The 17,397-nt window shown below is 70.6% G+C and carries 18 protein-coding genes and 1 tRNA gene; 12 read left to right on the top strand and 7 right to left on the bottom strand.

Annotated elements, in window-relative coordinates; genetic code table 11:
* Positions 1-182: 182 nt before the first annotated feature.
* The 4 genes from SPRI_RS23390 to SPRI_RS23375 all read left to right on the top strand — a co-directional run bounded on the left by SPRI_RS23390 (position 183) and on the right by SPRI_RS23375 (position 4,377).
* Complete coding sequence (locus SPRI_RS23390; RefSeq protein ID WP_005317180.1) at positions 183-1,514, top strand: ABC transporter substrate-binding protein; 1,332 nt, start codon at positions 183-185, stop codon at positions 1,512-1,514.
* 66 nt (positions 1,515-1,580) lie between these two features.
* Positions 1,581-2,480: a carbohydrate ABC transporter permease gene (locus SPRI_RS23385; protein WP_005317179.1), complete on the top strand. Its 900-nt coding sequence runs from the start codon at positions 1,581-1,583 to the stop codon at positions 2,478-2,480.
* A gap of 2 nt (positions 2,481-2,482) precedes the next feature.
* Entirely contained in the window at positions 2,483-3,352 is an 870-nt protein-coding gene (locus SPRI_RS23380; protein ID WP_005317178.1) for a carbohydrate ABC transporter permease, read from the top strand.
* Positions 3,353-3,396: 44 nt separating this feature from the next.
* Complete coding sequence (locus tag SPRI_RS23375) at positions 3,397-4,377, top strand: hydroxyacid dehydrogenase (RefSeq protein WP_050791736.1); 981 nt, start codon at positions 3,397-3,399, stop codon at positions 4,375-4,377.
* Between the two features lie 81 nt (positions 4,378-4,458).
* Here the strand turns inward: SPRI_RS23375 and SPRI_RS23370 are convergent, their stop codons facing one another.
* Positions 4,459-5,178 (bottom strand): maleate cis-trans isomerase family protein, encoded by a 720-nt coding sequence (locus tag SPRI_RS23370; RefSeq protein ID WP_037774579.1) that lies wholly within the window; start codon positions 5,176-5,178, stop codon positions 4,459-4,461.
* Positions 5,175-5,978 carry a maleate cis-trans isomerase family protein gene (locus SPRI_RS23365; RefSeq protein ID WP_037774577.1) on the bottom strand — a complete coding sequence of 268 codons (804 nt, stop codon included), beginning with the start codon at positions 5,976-5,978 and terminating at the stop codon, positions 5,175-5,177. The genes SPRI_RS23370 and SPRI_RS23365 overlap by 4 nt, the downstream gene beginning before the upstream one ends.
* A 95-nt stretch (positions 5,979-6,073) precedes the next feature.
* Between SPRI_RS23365 and SPRI_RS23360 the strand changes: the two genes are divergently transcribed.
* Together SPRI_RS23360 and SPRI_RS23355 are read left to right on the top strand one after the other, a co-directional pair.
* On the top strand, positions 6,074-7,036 hold the full coding sequence (locus SPRI_RS23360; protein ID WP_005317172.1) for a D-2-hydroxyacid dehydrogenase: 963 nt from the start codon (positions 6,074-6,076) through the stop codon (positions 7,034-7,036).
* A complete protein-coding gene (locus tag SPRI_RS23355; protein ID WP_053557262.1) occupies positions 7,017-8,402 on the top strand; it encodes an amidase in 1,386 nt (461 codons plus the stop codon). The genes SPRI_RS23360 and SPRI_RS23355 overlap by 20 nt, the downstream gene beginning before the upstream one ends.
* A 36-nt stretch (positions 8,403-8,438) precedes the next feature.
* Here the strand turns inward: SPRI_RS23355 and SPRI_RS23350 are convergent, their stop codons facing one another.
* Positions 8,439-8,939 carry a DUF3830 family protein gene (locus tag SPRI_RS23350; RefSeq protein ID WP_005317167.1) on the bottom strand — a complete coding sequence of 167 codons (501 nt, stop codon included), beginning with the start codon at positions 8,937-8,939 and terminating at the stop codon, positions 8,439-8,441.
* Between the two features lie 69 nt (positions 8,940-9,008).
* On the opposite strand from SPRI_RS23350, the gene ehuB reads away from it, so the two are divergent.
* The 6 genes from ehuB to SPRI_RS23320 all read left to right on the top strand — a co-directional run bounded on the left by ehuB (position 9,009) and on the right by SPRI_RS23320 (position 13,109).
* Positions 9,009-9,863 (top strand): ectoine/hydroxyectoine ABC transporter substrate-binding protein EhuB, encoded by an 855-nt coding sequence (ehuB, locus tag SPRI_RS23345; RefSeq protein WP_086025602.1) that lies wholly within the window; start codon positions 9,009-9,011, stop codon positions 9,861-9,863.
* Positions 9,860-10,615 carry an ectoine/hydroxyectoine ABC transporter permease subunit EhuC gene (ehuC, locus tag SPRI_RS23340; protein ID WP_005317162.1) on the top strand — a complete coding sequence of 252 codons (756 nt, stop codon included), beginning with the start codon at positions 9,860-9,862 and terminating at the stop codon, positions 10,613-10,615. The genes ehuB and ehuC overlap by 4 nt, the downstream gene beginning before the upstream one ends.
* Complete coding sequence (gene ehuD, locus SPRI_RS23335; protein WP_005317161.1) at positions 10,612-11,262, top strand: ectoine/hydroxyectoine ABC transporter permease subunit EhuD; 651 nt, start codon at positions 10,612-10,614, stop codon at positions 11,260-11,262. The genes ehuC and ehuD overlap by 4 nt, the downstream gene beginning before the upstream one ends.
* The gene (locus SPRI_RS23330; RefSeq protein ID WP_005317160.1) at positions 11,252-12,016 is read left to right on the top strand and encodes an amino acid ABC transporter ATP-binding protein; all 765 of its coding nucleotides are present in this window, start codon (positions 11,252-11,254) and stop codon (positions 12,014-12,016) included. Before ehuD ends, SPRI_RS23330 begins: the two co-directional genes overlap by 11 nt.
* A 166-nt stretch (positions 12,017-12,182) precedes the next feature.
* The gene (locus SPRI_RS23325) at positions 12,183-12,941 is read left to right on the top strand and encodes an IclR family transcriptional regulator (protein ID WP_053557261.1); all 759 of its coding nucleotides are present in this window, start codon (positions 12,183-12,185) and stop codon (positions 12,939-12,941) included.
* Between the two features lie 94 nt (positions 12,942-13,035).
* Positions 13,036-13,109 (top strand) — tRNA-Lys (locus tag SPRI_RS23320).
* 109 nt (positions 13,110-13,218) lie between these two features.
* On the opposite strand, the gene SPRI_RS23315 is transcribed toward SPRI_RS23320, so the two are convergent.
* The 4 genes from SPRI_RS23315 to SPRI_RS23300 all read right to left on the bottom strand — a co-directional run bounded on the left by SPRI_RS23315 (position 13,219) and on the right by SPRI_RS23300 (position 17,266).
* Positions 13,219-13,614: a hypothetical protein gene (locus tag SPRI_RS23315; RefSeq protein WP_050791556.1), complete on the bottom strand. Its 396-nt coding sequence runs from the start codon at positions 13,612-13,614 to the stop codon at positions 13,219-13,221.
* Between the two features lie 162 nt (positions 13,615-13,776).
* Positions 13,777-14,364 (bottom strand): lytic polysaccharide monooxygenase auxiliary activity family 9 protein, encoded by a 588-nt coding sequence (locus SPRI_RS23310; RefSeq protein ID WP_005317157.1) that lies wholly within the window; start codon positions 14,362-14,364, stop codon positions 13,777-13,779.
* 121 nt (positions 14,365-14,485) lie between these two features.
* On the bottom strand, positions 14,486-15,889 hold the full coding sequence (locus SPRI_RS23305) for an SPFH domain-containing protein (protein ID WP_005317142.1): 1,404 nt from the start codon (positions 15,887-15,889) through the stop codon (positions 14,486-14,488).
* 72 nt (positions 15,890-15,961) lie between these two features.
* Positions 15,962-17,266: a peptidoglycan-binding protein gene (locus SPRI_RS23300; protein WP_005317140.1), complete on the bottom strand. Its 1,305-nt coding sequence runs from the start codon at positions 17,264-17,266 to the stop codon at positions 15,962-15,964.
* Positions 17,267-17,397 lie beyond the last annotated feature (131 nt).

The following is a 17,397-nucleotide window of genomic DNA, read 5'->3' as shown; positions in this document are numbered from 1 at the left end:
GCCAGGGCTGAGCGAGCGGACACGCCGGATCGAGTCTTCGATCGTTTCTGCTCGTTTGTTCATTTCCTATTGACTCTGATCGAAGCTGGCCGAAAGATGTGCCTCAACTCGCCGCCCCCTCGGGGGCTGTCCGGCGGGTCAGGGCCGGACGAGCCCCCAGGCCTCCCGTAGGAGCAGCGCTCATGCACACCACTTCCCGTACGTCCTCCATAGCCCTCGCGGCAGCCGTCGTGTCCCTCGCGGTCCTCGCCACGGCGTGCGGGGGCAACGGCGGCGAGGACCGGGCGGACGCCGGCAGCGGCACCGCCGGCAAGCCCGTCGAGATCACCTACTGGTCCTGGATGCCCGGCACCAAGGACATGGCCGCCGCGTTCAACAAGAGCCACCCCGGCATCAAGGTCACCTTCGCCGAGATCCCCGCGGGGCTGAACGGCGGCTACGACAAGATCTCCAAGGCGGTGAAGGCGGGCAACGCGCCCGACGTCGTCAACGTCGAGTACCAGGCCGTCCCGGACCTCGTCACACAGGGCCTGCTCCGCGACTCCTCCGCCGAACTCGGTGACTCCGTCGAGAGCTACGCCCCCGCGGCCGTCCGCGACCTGGTCGAGCTCGGCGGCAAGACCTGGGCCTCCCCCTACGACGTGGGCCCCCAGACGCTCTACTACCGGACCGACCTGTTCGAGCAGTACGGCATCGAGGTCCCCACGACGTGGGACGAGTTCAGGACGGCGGCCGCGAAGGTGAAGACCGCCTCCAAGGGCGAGGCCCGTCTCCTCGACTTCTGGGGCGACGACACCGCCACCTGGGCCGGCCTCGCCCAGCAGGCGGGCGCCCGGTGGTACGGCTCCAGCGGCGACGCCTGGAAGGTGAACATCACCGACCCGGCCACCAGGAAGGTCGCCGACTACTGGAAGGACCTGGTCCGGCAGGACCTCGTGCTCAACCACAAGGCGTGGAGCCCCGAGGCCACCAAGGCCGTCACCGACAGCAGGGCGATCGCCCTGATCGGCGCGTCATGGAGCGCCGGCTCGATCAGGACGACGTACCCGAAGCAGCAGGGCAAGTGGGCCGAGGCCCCGCTCCCCCACTGGGGCGAGCCGGTGACGGGCGCCGTCGGCGGGTCCGCCTTCGCCATCACCAAGGACAGCAGGAAGGCAGCCGCCGCGGCGGAGTTCATCAAGTGGGCGACCACCGACGAGAAGGCGGTCGAGGCCCGTCTCGCCGCCGGGACGTCCAGCGCCCTGCCCGCCGCGGAGAAGCTGCGCGCCACCGCAAGGTCGACGTTCGACGCCTCGTTCTTCGGCGGTCAGGACATCTACGCGGTCGCGGGCGAGCAGGTGCCGGCCATCGCCACCGGCTGGAGCTGGAGCCCCGTGCACAACTCCACGACCATGACCATGCAGGCCGAGTTCGGCAAGGCGCAGAAGAGCGGCGAGTTCTGGGCCGCGTTCCAGGCCGGCCAGGCGGCGGCGGAGAAGGCGATCGAGGACCGGGGTCTGAAGCTCGCGAAGTAGTCCCCACGTCGGGCCGGGCCCTCCCGCCCGGCCCGACGAGCCGATCGTCCCAAGGAGTTACCGCCGATGACACCCCGGCCCGGCATCGGGCGGCGCAGCACACCGGTGCTCTTCATCGCCCCCTTCCTCATCCTCTTCCTCGCCACCCTCGTCGCTCCCGTCGGCTACGCGGTGTGGATGAGCCTCTTCCGTGAACAGGCCACCTCGGGCCTGGGCTTCGGCGGCACGCGGACCCTCTTCGTGGGCGTCGACAACTACCTCCGCGCCTTCGACGACCCCGGCTTCCGCCGCGGCTTCCTGCACGTCGCCCTGTACTGCGTGATCTACATCCCGGTCATGGTGGGCGGCGCCCTGCTCCTCGCGCTGCTGGTGGACTCGGCGATGGCCCGGGCGAAGAAGTTCTTCCAGCTCGCCTTCTTCCTGCCGCACGCCGTGCCCGGCCTGATCGCGGCGATCATCTGGGGCTTCCTCTACACACCGGGACTCAGCCCGGTGATCGACCTGCTCTCCTCCATCGGGGTCGACTGGGACTTCCTGGGGCCGGACGCGGTGATCTTCTCGCTCGTCAACGCCGCCGCCTGGCAGTGGATCGGCTACAACATGGTGATCTTCTACGCGGCCCTTCAGGCGGTGCCGAGGGAGACCCTCGAAGCGGCGACCGTGGACGGCGCGGGCGAGTTGCGGACCGGCTGGTCCGTGAAGCTCCCGATGATCCGGTCCTCCGTGGTGCTCACCATGCTGTTCACCGCCGTCGGCGCGATCCAGCTGTTCAACGAGCCGGAGGTGCTGCGCTCCCGGGCGTCCTCGATATCCCAGGACTGGAGCCCGGTGATGTTCATCTACCAGGCCGCCTTCACCGAACACGACTACGGCCTGGCCGCCGCCGCCTCACTGATGCTGGCGCTGCTCGGCGCCGCACTCTCGTTCGTCATCACACGGCTCGGCAACCGCTGGAAGGAGGCGTGAGCATGACCGCACCGAGCACCTCCCCGGCCACCGCGAAGAGCACCTGGGCGTCGCGCACCGTCGTCAACACGCTGCTCGCCCTCGTCGCCCTCTACACCCTCATGCCGCTCAGCTGGCTGCTGGTCAACGCCACCAAGAACAACGGCGACCTGTTCGGCCGGCCGGGATTCCGGCTCGCCGAGTTCAACCTCTTCTCCAACCTCGCCGATCTCTTCGCGTACCAGGACGGGATCTTCGGCCGCTGGCTCGCGAACAGCATGCTGTACTCGGTCGCCGGCGCGCTCGCCTCGACCCTGATCTCGCTCCTCGCGGGCTACGCCTTCGACAAGTACGCCTTCCGGGGCAAGGAGAAGCTGTACGGCCTGGTGCTGCTGGGCATCCTCGTGCCGCACACCGTGATCTCGCTGCCCATGTACCTGATGGCCTCGCAGACCGGTCTGGTGAACACCTACTGGGCCGTTCTCGTCCCCGGCCTGGTCAATCCGTTCGGCGTGTACCTCGCGAGGGTCTTCGCGGAGAGCTACGTCCCCGGCGAGACCCTGGAGGCCGCCCGGATCGACGGCGCGGGAGAGCTGCGCACGTTCCGCTCCGTGGCACTGCCGATGCTGTCGCCCGCCTTCATGACGATCTTCCTCTTCTCGTTCACCGGCAGCTGGAACAACTTCTTCCTGCCGCTGGTCATGCTGAACGACTCCGCGCTCTACCCGGTGGGCCTCGGCCTGTTCAACTGGAACGCCACCCTGGCGCAGGAGCCGCAGTTCTACGCCTTCGTCATCACCGGATCGCTGCTGTCCATCGTGCCGCTCGCCGCCGCCTTCGTCGCGCTCCAGCGCTACTGGCGTTCCGGCCTGACCGCGGGAGCCGTCAAGTGAGGTCCGCGCACCGCCCGTACCGCCGTCCCCGTACCGTCCTCGCGATGGACCTGCCCGTCCGCCGCGCCCTGTTCGACGACGTGGCACTCGCCCGGCTCGTCGCCGTCGCGGACACCGACCCGTCGTGCGTGGTCGGCGACTTCGCCGACCCGGCGGTCGCGGGACGGCTCGCGGAGGCGGAGGCCCTTTTCACCGGCTGGGGCTGCCCGCCGCTGACCGCCGGGGCGCTCGAGCGGATGCCGCGGCTCCGTACGGTCGTGCACGCGGCCGGGTCCGTGAAGCACCACATCACCGCCGCCTGCTGGCAGCGGGGTATCACGGTCGCCTCCGCGGCCCGGGCCAACGCCCTGCCGGTCGCCGAGTACACGGTCGCCGCGATCCTCTTCGCCGGGAAGCGGGTGCTGCACACGGCGCGGGTGTACCGGGAGCAGCGCCGCTGGGTGAGCCCCATCGACGTCATCGGCTCCGGCGGCAACTACGGCCGCACGGTCGGGGTCGTCGGCGCGTCCCGGATCGGGCGGCGCGTCGTCGAGCTGCTGCGCCCCTACGACCTGCGGATCCTGCTGCACGACCCGTACCTCCCGGCGGAGGAGGCGCAGCGGCTCGGCGTCCGCCCGGTGGATCTGGACACCCTGGCCCGCTGCAGCGACGTGGTGACCCTGCACGCTCCCGAGCTGCCGGAGACCCGCCACCTGTTCGACCGTGCCCGGCTCGCGGCGCTGCCGGACGGGGCCACGGTCGTGAACACGGCGCGGGGCTCGCTCGTGGACACCGTCGCCCTCACCGACGAACTGGTCGCCGGCCGGCTGAACGCCGTCCTCGACGTGACGGACCCGGAGGTCCTGCCGGCCGGCTCACCGCTGTACGACCTGCCGAACGTGCTGCTCACCCCGCATGTGGCCGGCTCCCTCGGCAACGAGCTGGGCCGTATGACGCACGCGGCGCTGGACGAGCTGGAGCGGTACGGGAGCGGTCTGCCGTTCGCCGATCCTGTCCACCCGGAAACACTCGCCCGGTCCGCCTGACCATCGGGCGGCCCCCGCACAACGGTCGGCCGGCGCTCCCCCGGGGGAGCGCCGGCCGACCGCACGCAAGACGCGCGGGGCTCAGTCGGGGCGGGCGAAGAGCCTGCCCAGCTTGTCGCCCCAGGCCCGCCGGTCCGCCAGCCGCAGTCCCTCCCACACGGTCACCTGGTTGGCGGTGAGCACCGGCTTGCCCAGCGCCTCCTCCAGGTCGGCCAGGTGGGCGACGGTGTGCAGGGCCGTGTCGGGCATCAGCACCACGTCCGCGTCGGGATGGTCGGCCGAGCGGGCGAGCTCGAGAACCTGCTCGCGGCCCCAGGTGCCGACCTCCTCGGCCGTCAGGATGCCGGCGTCCCTGCCGGAGACGACCACGGCGCCGGACTTCTCGAGAAAGGCCGCGAAGTACTCGGTGACGTCCGCCGGATAGGTGGCGGCGATCGCGACCCGCGGCATCCCGAGGTGCCGCACGGCGTTCACGAAGCCGAAGGAGGTGCTCGACGCGGGCATCCCCGCCGCCTTGGCGAGCTCGCGCACCTGCTCGTGGGCGCCCTCCCACCCGAGGACGAAGCTTCCGCTGGTGCACGCCCACACCACCGACTCGGCCCCCTCGAGCCTCAGCGCCTCCATACCGGTGGCGAACCGCTCCGGCGTGCCCATCTTCAGCAGCGCGTCGACGCGGTGCGCGTCCTCGCCGATGTCGGTGTGGATGATGGGCAGCCTGATGTCGCTGTCCAGCAGGACCTCGAGTCGTGGGTAGTCGTCCTCCGCGGAGTGTCCCGGGTAGAGAAGTCCGACCGTCGTCATGTCCAGCCTTCCTGTTCTTCGGGCTGCGGCTCCGGCTGCGCGTCCGGCAGCGTCCCTGCGAGTGCCTCCGGCTCCATGAGAAGTGTCTGGTAAGGGCCGACGGCCCGGGAGCCGATGGCGCGCAGCGCGGCCCACATCGTCACCTGGTTGGCGGACAGCACCGGCATTCTCAGCTCGGCCTCCAGCTGCGGGATCGTGTCGTACGTCGCCAGGTTGGTGCAGCTGATGAACAGCGTGTCGGCCGCACCGACCACCGCCGTTCTCGCCATGTCCACCACCGCCCGGTACGGCACCTTCCAGATGTGGCGGGTCAGGCCCAGAAAGGCGCAGCCCGTCACCGTCACTCCAGCTTCTCCCAGATACGCCTCCAGTGAGCGGGTGACCGATTCCGTATAGGGCGTGACCAGGGCGATCCGGCCCGCGCCGAGCTCCTCGAGCGCCTGTATCAGCGCCCCGGAGGTGGTGAGTGAGGGCACCTCGCCCGCCGAGTTCATCACCTCGCACATGGCGCGTTCCCCGGCGAGGCCCCCCACAAAACTGCCCGAGGCGCAGGCGTACGCGATGACCTCGGGCTCGGACGCGCCGAGGGCCCGTACGGCCTCGCGCAGCGTCTCGTGCTCGCTCACCAGCCGGGCCAGATCGAGGGAGACCCCGACGGGTACGAAGGGGGTGCGCGTCAGACGCAGCGAGACGTCGTCGGGGACCCAGCGCCACAGCTCACGGTCCAGCGCGAAGTCGAAGGGGGCGACCACGCCGATGCCGTGCTGCGGCTGTGGTCCACCCAGAAAGGAGACGTCCATCGCAGGCCCCCTCGGTGTGTTGTTGACGACGGTAGGTTCGGGTGCGAGCGTGGTCAATCCGTACATGTCAGACGCGAGGAAGCGGTTTCCGCCCGATGTCCGAACCGAAACTTCTCGTACTGGCGGCCGACCCTTTGCCGCGGCTCGGCCGGCTGACCGGAAAGGTCCGTGTGGCCTACGCGGACGAGGACACCCTCGCTGAGCAACTGCCTTCCGCGGACGTGTTGTTGGTGTGGGACTTCACCTCTGACGCGGTCCGCCGCGCCTGGCCGGGCGACGGCTCCCGGCCGCGCTGGGTGCACACGCCGAGCGCCGGCGTGGACCGGCTGCTCTGCCCGGAACTGGCCGAATCCGACACCGTCGTGACCAACGCCCGCGGGATCTTCGAGAGGCCCATCGCCGAATACGTGGCCGCGCTGATCCTGGCCATGGCCAAGGACCTGCCCGGCACCCTCGACCTCCAGCGGCAGCGGCACTGGCGCCACCGGGAGGGCCTGTCGGTGGCGGGGACGCGAGCCGCCGTGGTCGGAGCGGGACCGATCGGCAGGACGATCGCCCGCACGCTCAAGGCGCTCGGCATCCTCACCGCCGTCGTCGGCCGGACCCCCCGCGACGGCATCCACGGCGTCCGCGACCTCGATCCGCTGCTGGCACGCGCGGACTGGGTGGTGTGCGCGGCGCCGCTCACCGACGACACCCGGGGCATGTTCGACGCCCGGCGCTTCGACCTGATGCAGCCCTCCGCCCGCTTCGTGAACGTCGGACGCGGCCCGCTCGTGGTCGAGAGCGACCTGGTCGCCGCGCTCGACAAGCGGTGGATCGCGGGAGCCGCCCTCGACGTCTTCGAGCAGGAGCCGCTGCCGTCCGGCAGTCCGCTGTGGGACGCACCGGGCCTGATCGTCTCGCCGCACATGAGCGGAGACACGGTCGGCTGGCGCGACCGGCTGGGGGAACAGTTCGTCGACATGTACGAAGCCTGGTCCGCCGGAAGGCCCCTGCCGAACGTGGTGGACAAGAAACGTGGGTACGTCCCCATGCATGACGACTCGTCTGAGTGACCTCACCGCACGTCGACTGCTGGCCGGCTACCGAAAGGGCGACTTCTCCCCCGTCGAGGCGACCCGGGCCGCGCTGGAACGGATCGAAGAGACGGAACCGCGGGTCAACGCCTTCGTCCGGGTCGACGCCGAGGAGGCCGTGGCGCAGGCGGAGGCGTCGGCACGGCGCTGGCACCGCGGCGAGCCGGAAGGACTGCTGGACGGGGTGCCCGTCACGGTGAAGGACCTCCTGCTCCAGCGCGGCGGCCCGACACTGCGCGGCTCGTGGACCATCGGCGGCGACGGGCCCTGGGACGAGGACGCGCCGTCGGTCGCCCGGCTGCGTGCCCACAACGCGGTGTTCCTCGGCAAGACGACGACGCCCGAGTTCGGCTGGAAGGGCGTCACCGACTCCCCGCGGTACGGAGTGACCCGCAATCCGTGGGACCCGTCACGTACCGCGGGCGGGTCCAGCGGCGGCAGCGCGGCGGCCGTCGCGCTGGGCGCGGGCGCGCTGTCGCTCGGGACGGACGGCGGCGGTTCGGTCCGCATCCCGGCCTCCTTCTGCGGCGTCTTCGGGCTCAAACCGACGTACGGGCGGGTGCCGATGTACCCCTCGAGCCCCTTCGGGACGCTGGCCCACGTCGGGCCGCTGACCCGGGACGCGGCGGACGCGGCGCTCGTCCTCGACGTGATCACGGGCGAGGACTGGCGGGACTGGTCCCATCTGGGCCCCTCCTCGTCGGTGGCCGCGGGCCTCGCCGAGGGCGTCAAGGGCCTGCGGATCGCGTACTCCCCCTCGTTCGGCGGCCAGGTCGCGGTGCGGCCCGCCGTCGCCGCGGCGGTACGGCGGGCCGTGGGCGCGCTCGCGGACGCCGGGGCGTACGTCGAGGAGGCCGACCCCGACGTAGCGGACCCGGTCGAGGCCTTCCACATCCTGTGGTTCAGCGGCGCGGCCCGGCTGGTGCAGCACCTCGGCACGGAGCAGCGTGCACGGCTCGACCCCGGCCTCCGGGAGATCGTCGCGGCCGGGGCCGGGTACAGCGCGCTCGACTATCTTGCGGCGGTCGACACGAGGATGGCGCTGGGCCGGCGGATGGGCCGCTTCCACACGTCGTACGACCTGCTGGTCACGCCGACGCTGCCGATCACGGCGTTCGAGGCGGGCGCGGAGGTCCCCGCGGGCTCACCGCACCACCGCTGGACGGGCTGGACGCCGTTCACGTACCCCTTCAACCTGACGCAGCAGCCCGCGGCGTCGGTGCCGTGCGGCAGGGACGACGCGGGCCTGCCGATCGGCGTCCAGCTGGTCGGGCCGCGCCACGCGGACGCGGTGGTGCTGCGGGCGGCGCACACGCTGTACGAGGCGGGCGTACCGGGCCCGTGACCGCTGCGCGGGCCCGCCCCACCCGCGGCCCGATCCCTACGCCCTCCGGAACGAGAGCGTCTCGCCCGCCGCCCCCGTCCGCCACAGGTCCTGGCACGCTTCGGCCATCACGTCGAGCCCTTCGACGACCTCGCCCCACACGATGCCCGGCACCCACCCCGTGTCCCCGTTCAGCAGCAGGTTGTTGCGTTCGTAGAACAGCGCGAGGTCCACGACCGTCGCACGCCCACGGTGCGCGGCGCCGGACTCGTAGCCGTAGGAGTCCGTGCCCAACTGCACGTCGGTGAAGGTGAAATAGCACAGATCGCCCGGGATGGGGGTGACTGTCGGGTTCTCCAGCGGCGGCTCCTGCGCGGCGAAGGCCGGCAACAGCGCATAGATCTCGTTCCGCGCGTATTTCGCATGGTAGACATCTCCGGCGAGCGGCAGCGCCTCCCACACGGCCGCGCAGGTCAGCGGGGCTTTGTCGAACAGCAGGCGGGCGGTGCACTCCACGCCCCGCTTGCTCAAGGCAACGGTCAGGTATCGGTCGGCCATCTCGTACGCATACCCGGCGGGCGCCCGGGTAGCCGCGCGCCCATGGCTCGAACAAGACAACCAGGATCGATGAGCAGACGCGCCCTGTTGCTCGGCACGGCGGCCGCCGGCGCGCTGACCGTCGCCGGTGCGGCGGGGTGCAGTCGCGTGCCGTCCGGCGACGCGCTGGCCCGGCTGAAGTCCCAGGGCACCGTACGCCTCGGCATCGCGGGCGAGGTGCCCTACGGCTATGTCGATGAGCAGGGCGAGTTCACGGGCGAGGCCCCTGAGCTGGCCCGGGTCATCTTCCAGCGGCTCGGGATAGAGAGTGTCCAGCCGGTCGCGACCGACTTCGCGTCCCTCATACCCGGGCTGAACTCGCAGCAGTTCGATGTGGTCTCCGCGGGGATGTACATCAACAAGGAGCGGTGCGAGCAGGTCATCTTCGCCGACCCCGAATACCAGATGCTCGACTCCTTCATCGTGCGCAAGGGCAACCCCAAGAACCTGCGCAGCTACGAGGACGTGGTGAAGGCGAAGGCGAAATTCTCCACCGGAACGGGCTACGCCGAGATCGCCTACGCGGTCGCCGCGGGCATTCCGGAGAAGGACATCGTCATCCTCCAGGACCAGGTGGCCGGGCTGAACGCCGTCGAGTCCGGGCGGGTGGACGTCTTCGCCGGCACCGCGCTGACCGCCCGCGAGGTGGTGAGGAAGAGCACCAGGGCGGAGGCGACCGAGCCGTTCGCGGCCGTGGTCGACGGCGAGAAGCAGATCGACGGCGGCGGGTTCGCGTTCCGGCCGACCGACACCGAACTGCGTGACGCCTTCAACGTCGAGATCCACAAGATGAAGAAGAGCGGCGAGCTCTTCCGCATTCTGAAGCCGTTCGGCTTCACGAAGAACGAGATGACCACGCTCACTGCCGAGGAGCTGTGCCGATGACAGCCGGACTCTGGCAGAACTGGGTGCTGCCCGGTATATGGATCACCGTTCAACTGCTCGTGTACAGCGCGGCGCTGGCGGCCGCCGTCGCCTTCACCGTCGGCACGGCACGCACCCACCGCTCGCGTGCCGTCCGTTTCGTCGCGGGCGTCTACACCGAGATCTTCCGGGGCACCTCCGCGCTGGTCCTGATGTTCTGGCTGTTCTTCGTGGTGCCCCCGCTCATGGGCTGGCAGCTCGTCCCCATGTGGGCCGCGGTGCTGGCACTCGGTCTGTCGTACGGCGCGTACGGCGCCGAGATCGTGCGGGGCGCGCTGAACTCGGTGGCCGTCTCGCAGCGCGAGGCGGGCATCGCGCTGAGCTTCACGCCGTGGCAGCGGCTCCGGCTGATCCTGCTGCCGCAGGCGGTGCCGGAGATGGTGCCGTCGTTCTGCAACCTGCTGATCGAGCTGCTCAAGGGCACGGCCCTGGTGTCGCTGCTGGGCGTCGGTGACGTCTCCTTCGCCGCCTACCTGGTGCGCCTCGCCACCCAGGAGAGCGCGCAGATCTACACGATCAGCCTGGTCATCTACTTCGTGCTCGCCTTCGCGCTGACGCGGTCCATGAAGGCGCTGGAGCGCAGGACCAAACGGAACATCGGCATCGAGTCGCCGCCCGGTCTGCTCGGCGGCCTGTTCGCCAAGGGCCCCGGGAGCGACCGCGCCGAGGACAGGCTCGCCGGTACCGCGGTGGCGGGGGGTGCTTCGAAGTGACCTGGGACTGGTCCGCGATCGCGGACTTCATGCCGCGCTTCTGGGACGGCGTGCTGATCACGCTGCAGGTGCTGGTGCTCGGCTCGCTGATCTCGTTCACCCTCGGTCTCGTCTGGGCGATCGCGTTCAGGGCGCCGACCCGCTTCATCCGGTGGCCGGTGAACCTCGTCACCGAGTTCATCCGCACCACCCCGCTGCTGGTGCAGCTCTTCTTCCTCTACTTCGTGCTGCCGGAGTGGGGCGTGCAGTTCTCCGCCCTGACCACCGGCACGATCGCGATCGGGCTGCACTACTCGACGTACACCGCGCAGGTCTACCGCGCCGGCATCGAAGCCGTGCCGCCCGGGCAGTGGGAGGCGGCGACGGCACTGAGCCTGCCCGCCCACCGCACCTGGATCGCGGTCATCCTGCCGCAGGCCGTGCGCCGGATCACACCCGCGCTCGGCAACTACGTCATCGCGATGCTCAAGGACACTCCGCTGCTCGCAGCGATCGGCGTGCTGGAAATGCTCCAGCAGTCGCGGCTGGAGAGCGCGTCGACGTTCCAGTACACCGAGCCGCTGACGCTGATCGGTGTCGCCTTCGTCCTCATCGCCTATCCGGCTTCTCTTCTCGTCCGATCCCTGGAGCGCCGCCTTGTCCGCTGACCTCAAGGGCACCACGCCCGACACCCTCATCCGGTTCGACAACGTCACCAAGAGATTCGGCGACAACACGGTCCTCGACGACCTCTGCTTCTCGGTCCGCCCGGGCAAGCACGTCACGCTGATCGGCCCGTCCGGCTCCGGCAAGACCACGATCCTGCGGCTGCTGATGACCCTGGAGACGCCCGACGAGGGCACGATCCAGGTGAACGGCAACCGGCTCTTCCCGGCCCCGGAGAAGGAGCGCCGCGAGGCGCGCAAGAAGATCGGCATGGTCTTCCAGCAGTTCAACCTGTTCCCCAACATGAGCGTGCTGCGGAACCTGACGGAGGCGCCGGTGCGGGTGCTGGGCCTCTCCAAGGACGAGGCCGAGGTGCGCGCCAAGGAGCTCCTCGAGCTGGTGGGGCTGGCCGACCGCTGCGACGCGAAGCCGACGCAACTCTCCGGCGGCCAGCAGCAGCGGGTGGCGATCGCCCGTGCGCTGGCCATGCGGCCGCAGGTGCTGCTGCTCGACGAGGTGACCTCGGCGCTCGACCCCGAGCTGGTCGCCGGGGTGCTGGACCTGCTGCGCGACATCGCGCGCACCACGGACATCACCATGCTCTGTGTGACCCACGAGATGAATTTCGCCCGGGACATCTCCGACGACGTGCTCATGTTCGACGCCGGGAAGGTGATCGAGTCCGGTCCGCCGGAAAAAATCTTCTCGGATCCGGAGCACGAACGTACTCGCGAATTCCTCGGCGCGGTGCTCTGACCTCCGACTCCGTCGACCATTCCTGCCCCTGGCATATGCCATGGTGATGCGCCCCAGCGTGTGACGCGGGGCGCCTCATCATTTACGCCAACAGGCGCCCATCAAACGGGTCTTGGCCGCTATCGTGGTAGGGAAGCTTGCGGTAACAACCTGCTAGGGGGAAACCGTGGCGCTGAAGCCCGAGCCGACCGCGCCGTTCCATTCGGTGCAATACGTCTTGCGCGTCCTGGAGACGATCTCCAAGCACGGTGGCGGGGTCACCGATGTCCAGATCGCACGGGAGACCGGCCTGCCGACCGGTCACCTCGCCCCGATGCTGGCCATGCTCCGCCGCGAGGCGTATGTGGAGCAGGTCGCCGACGGCGCCTACGTGATCGGCGAATCCCTGGTCCTGCTCGGCTCCGGCGCCACCCGCAAGGAGGCGCTGGCGGCCAAGCTCCAGGACACCCTGACCGAACTGCGTGACTCGGTCGGCGCCGCCGTCTACATCAGCCGTTACATCGACGGCGAGGTCAAGATCACCCAGTTCACGGACGGCCCCGGCACGCCGAAGGTGAACGAGTGGGTGGACTTCCGCTCCGCCGCCCACGCCAGCGCGGTCGGCAAGTGCCTGCTGACCCAGCTCGACGTGAACGGCCGCCGCGACCACCTCTCCCGGCACAAGATCGCCCGTCTGACGTCGCGCACGATCACCAGCGAGCGGCTGCTCTTCTCCAAGCTGGACAGCCAGCCGCCGACGGTCCCCGTCCTCGACCTCCAGGAGTACGCGGTGGGCACCGTCTGCGCGGCCGTGCCGCTGACGGCCGGCTCCTCCGTGGGCTGCCTGGCACTGTCCCTCCCGGTCGAGCACGCGCACCGGCTGCGCTCGGCCGCCGACACCCTGAACCGCCGGGCGGCCCCGGTGGTGCTCTCGCTCGCCATCTAGAGCCGTCCGCGGCGGCCCGCCCGCACCTGGTCCGGAGCACCCCTTCGGACCAGGTACTATTAATGAGTCAGCCGCGCAGCGGCGGACAAAAGAGGCGCCGCTAGCTCAGTTGGTTAGAGCAGCTGACTCTTAATCAGCGGGTCCGGGGTTCGAGTCCCTGGCGGCGCACAACCAAACCCTGTGGGGCATGCCGGTGATCCGGGATGCCCCACAGGGTTTTTCCGTGTCCGGTGCGCCGTGCCGTGCGACACCGGCCCGCCCGCCGATGTGGCCCTCCTCACAGCTCGTACGGATAGAGGGCCACCTTCTCCCGCTCCGCGTGGATGTCGATCCATGTGCCGAGGGCCCCGTCCGGCAGCGGGCCGGCCAGGTCCAGAAGGATCAAGGTCCCCGCCAGGTCCAGGACGGCGGCGGCCCGGGCGACCTCGTCGAGCCGGCCGCGCAGCAGCAGACCGTCCGGCCGCGGGCCGATCAGATAGGACTGCTCGGGGGCGGGGTGGGTGTTGGCCAGCCAGGCCACGTCCTCGTCGACCGTCCACTCGGCGTCGTACCGGCCGGGCAGCGCGTCGGGATCGCCGCACCAGCGGGCGACGACCGGTCCGATGGGGGTGCGCGCATGAGCGAGGCACAGTCCGCCGGGGAGCTGTTCGGTTTTCTCCAGATCGATCAGCATGGCTGCGGGCGGCCCTCCGGACGGCGGAGGAGGGAGCGTTTCACGGTCATCCGATGATCCTGCCAGGTGCACCCGCCTTCCATGAACATCGCGGGGCGGGGCGGGCACACGACCACGGCGACCCCCGGCGGAAGGGGTCGCCGCAGTGTGACCGGCCTGCCGTCAGAACTGCACGTCGGAGCAGGCGTAGAAGGCGTTCGCCGTGTCGTGCACCGTCCACACCGCCAGGATCAGATGGCGGCCCGACCGCTGGGGAAGGTTGCCGGAGTGGGACAGGGTGGCCGGCGGCTGCTGACCGCCGTAGGGGATGGTCAGGAAGGGCTGCGACTCCAGTGCGGCCCTGGTCAGCGGCTGGCTCGGGTTCCAGCCCGCCTTGGTGATGTAGTACTTGAAGTCGGTGGTGCGGTGCCTGGCGGTGAACTGCCAGCGGAAGGTGTAGTTCTGGCCCGAGCTCACCTTGGTGGTGGGCCAGGTGCCGCCGCGCGGGTCGTCCAGTTCGGCGAACTGGCCGTTGCCGCCCGCACAGATCCTGCCGTCGGCCGGACCCGCGGCCGGGAAGCCCTTCGGGCCCTCGACGCTCTGCGGCTCCCACTGGATCTGCCCGCAGTTGCTCACCGTCTTGTTGGCGCAGAGCTTCTGCCGGCTGATCGGTGAGTCGGTGTAGCCGTGGCTGCTCGCACTGCCGGTGGCGAGCAGGGTCGCACCCGTCACGACGAGGCCGACCGCGGCCGCGCCTATCTTCTTTCGCATGCTTGGCTCCTGGTAGAACGTGGGGGAGTTCCGAGGCACTTGCTGCACGCGTGCGGTATTGCTTGTTCCGGTCTAGACCAAGTTCCAATGTATTGACGGCCGTTGGAGATGTCCAGACCAATCACGGAGCCTCGACGGCACCCGCCCGACCCGTGTAGAAGGCAACGGTCAGGTCCTTCACCAGCGCCTTGCGCTCGTAGTCGTCCAGGTCGACCAGACCACGCGCGGTCAGCCTCCCCACCGTCTCGTCGACCGCGTCCACCACCGAAGTCAGCACGGCGTTCCGGTGCTTGGCGTCGATCGCCGCGACCCGGCGGCGCTGCATGGCGGCCGCCACCTCCGGCGCGTAGTCGACGGCCACCGGCTGCGCCGCGAAGACCTCCACTCCGACCGCCGCGCACTCCGCCGCCAGCATCTTCGTCAGCCTGTCCCCGACCGCCTCGGCGTTGCGCAGCGTCGGCACCGACGGGAGGAAGGCGTCGGCGGGCAGCTGCGAGAAGACCCGCGCGGTGGCCGCCTCCACCTGCTCCCGCAGATACGCCTCGTGGTCCGCCACGCCGAGCGCGGCACGCGCCGTGTCCTTGACCCGCCACACCACGAGCACCACCGCGCGCAGCGGCGTTCCCTCCGCGTCGACCACGGCCATCGGCTCGCTGCGCCAGTGCCGCAGCCGTACGTCGATCCGCCGGCGCAGCACCAGCGGACTGACCCACACCAGCCCGGTACGCCGCACGCTGCCGCGGTAGTCGCCGCAGAGGGTCAGGACCCACGCCCGGCCGACCTGGCCGCGCCCGAGCCCGCCGAGGGCGAACAGCGCCAGGATCACCCCGAGGGTGAGCAGGCACCACAGCCAGATCCCGATGCCCCCGTACGGCGGCGGGGTCAGTCCGAAGATTCCCGCGAGCACCTCCGGCACCGCCCCGGTGCCCCAGATCACCGCACCGATCCCGGCGAGCGAGCAGCCGCCCGCGACGAGCGCCGTCCATCCCGGCAGTACGGGTCCTGGGCGCTCGGCGATCTGCGGATCGACGGCGGGCAGGGGCCGGGCCGCGGCGGAGGACCCGCGCGGGCCGGGCTTCTGCGGTGCGGCCTTCTGCTGTCCGGACGTCTGCGGCCGGGATCCGTCCTGGCGCGGCTGCCGCGGACCGGATCCGTCCGGCTGCTCCTGTGCCCGGCGCTTGGTGAGATCGGGCTTCTTCTGCTCCGGCTTCCGTGCGTCCTCCTTCCGCAGGTCCGGCTTGTGCGGGTCCGCCGTCCCCGCGTCCGGCTGCTGCGGGTCGAGGGTGCCCGGCCCGGTGCCGCGCCGCTGCTGGGGTTCCTGCGTGGCGGGCGGCTCGTGCCCGACCCTCGGCTGCTCCCCCGTCCCCTGCCGCCGGGCCACGACGGTCGGCCGCAGGGGGGCCGCATCGTCCCTGAACAGCAGGTGGACGGGGATCTCGGTCGTCGTCTCGCCGGCGATGACGAAGTTGCGCCGCGGGCTCTCGGACGGCACGGTGCCCTCCGGCTCCGACGTCGTGGTGTTCATGCCTGCCGCCTTAGCTGGTCGCTCTGTTCTGTCGTCGGGTGTGCTCGTGTCCCGGTGGCGTGGGACCGGGTCCTAGGAGAAGAGACGCCTCCACGTCTCCGGCCCCGGATAGCCGTCGGCCGCCGCGCCCCGCCAGCCCTGGGCGCGCTGGAACGCCTGGACGTTGCGGCGGTCCGCCTCGCGCCAGCGCGGGTCCGGTCCGGATGTGTAGTGCTTGCCGTAACCGCGCTCGACCAGGCGCTTGCCGAGTTGGGTGACGTACGTGCTGGACCGGCCGGGCCGGAAGTGGGCGCGCCCCGGGAAGGCCGGCGTACCGGCCTGCGGGCCCTTGCCCGGCGGCTTCGCGGCGGGGATGTTCCTGCCCTGCTTGTTCACCAGCAGCCGCCAGGTGTGCGGTCCGGGCAGGCCGTCCGCCTCCTTGCCGCGCCAGCCCTGGGCGCGCTGGAAGGCCCGGGTCGCCCGCCGGTCGGCCTCCGTCCAGCGCGGGTCGGGCCCCTCCCGGTAGAACCGCTTGCCGCCCCGCGCCACGAGCTTCTCGCCGAGCTTCGTGACGGACGCGTTGCGCTTGCCCGGCCCGAAGCGGGAGACGCCGGGGAACGCGACGGCCTCCCGCTGCCCCCCGCCGGCGCCCGTGCCCGTGCCGGTGGCGAGGCCCTTGTAGCGGTAGGCGACATAGGAGGCGGAGTTGTTCCAGTAGGCCATCGGCGTGGCCTGTTTGCGGGTGTGCGGCTTGGTCTGCTCGTACGCCGTGTAGTACGTGTGCGTGTAGTCGGTCCAGCCGCCGAAGATCGTGACGTGCGAGCCGCCCGTCGGGTCGGCGGGATTATGGAAGAGCAGGATGTCGCCGGCCTGCAGGTTGTCGCGTGTGATCCGGTCGCCGAACTGGGCGAGGCTTCCGGTCCACTCGTTCTTCGCCAGGTTCCAGGCCATCGACACATAGCCGGAGCAGTCCTGGCGGTACCCGTCGGACCAGTACTTCGACATGCTGTACGGCACCTTGGCGTCGACCCATGTCTTGGCCCGGTTGATGATCTCCGCCCGGGTGACGGCGCGCAGCGGTGCCTTTTCCGTCGCGGGCCGGCCGGCGGGACCGTGCAGCGGTGCGGTGCCGCCCTGTTCGGTGGACGGCCACGGTTCGACGGCCCGCTCCCCGGTCCGCTCCCCGGAGCTCCCGGCAGGGGAGGCGTTCTTCGCCGTCGCGCCCGCCGCGGTGGATCCCAGGACGACCCCGGCGGCGGTGACCACGACCAGCGCCCTGCGGCAGCCCTGCGCCGAGGGGTGCTCCCCGGCGGTGTGCGCGCGGCGCCTGTGCGCGCAGCCCGCGCAGTCACAGTCCGCGGCGGGCTCGAACTCCTCGAAGACCGGTACGGCAGCCATGTGTGTCCCCTCCGCACTCAGCAAGATCTTCTGACGATGTTTCACGGGCGTCAGTGTCCCAGCGGTATGGACATAATGCATTTTGACGGATCAAAGGTTAAAAACGATGATTCGATGCGCTCTGGCGCGTC

This window comes from Streptomyces pristinaespiralis (assembly GCF_001278075.1).
Taxonomy (GTDB): Bacteria; Actinomycetota; Actinomycetes; order Streptomycetales; family Streptomycetaceae; genus Streptomyces; species Streptomyces pristinaespiralis.
The sequence above is the reverse complement of the archived record's forward strand: the minus strand, read 5'-3'. Positions and strand labels throughout refer to the sequence as shown.